This is a genomic window from Methylobacterium crusticola, from assembly GCF_003574465.1.
Lineage (GTDB): Bacteria > Pseudomonadota > Alphaproteobacteria > Rhizobiales > Beijerinckiaceae > Methylobacterium > Methylobacterium crusticola.
Genome location: NZ_QOWC01000543.1, coordinates 1 through 373 on the forward strand (window position 1 = coordinate 1; position 373 = coordinate 373).

Annotated in this window: 1 protein-coding gene; it reads right to left on the reverse strand. The window is 58.2% G+C overall.

Annotated features, from left to right (window positions below):
* A partial coding sequence (locus DT057_RS35915) for a hypothetical protein (RefSeq protein WP_162501638.1) occupies positions 1-373 on the reverse strand: 373 nt, incomplete at both ends.

Below are 373 nucleotides of genomic sequence, written 5' to 3' on the forward strand. Positions count from 1 at the left end.
CACGCCGAACTTGCCGTCACGTAGACCCTGCATGATTTCACGTGGCACCTTCGAATCGGCTATTCCGCTGCCATCGTGATAGTGCTTGTGCAGCACCGCTTCTACTGCAGCCCGCTCGCCCTCTTCCCACGACATTACGACGGTCTTAGGAACGGCCCCGTCCTCAAAAATCAGTCCATACGCCCGATCAAGAATCTGGCGCGCATCAGCTGCAGAGGACTTTGCATCGACCTGTAGCGCTTGCTCGTTTTTCGCGTCCGCGAAATTTCCGGCCATGTCGACGCCAGGCAGCGTCAGCGTCCGGGTATCGCCGTTGGTAGCAGGATCTTCCGATGCCGGTTTCTCGGCCTTCGGCTTTACGCGATCCTTTACC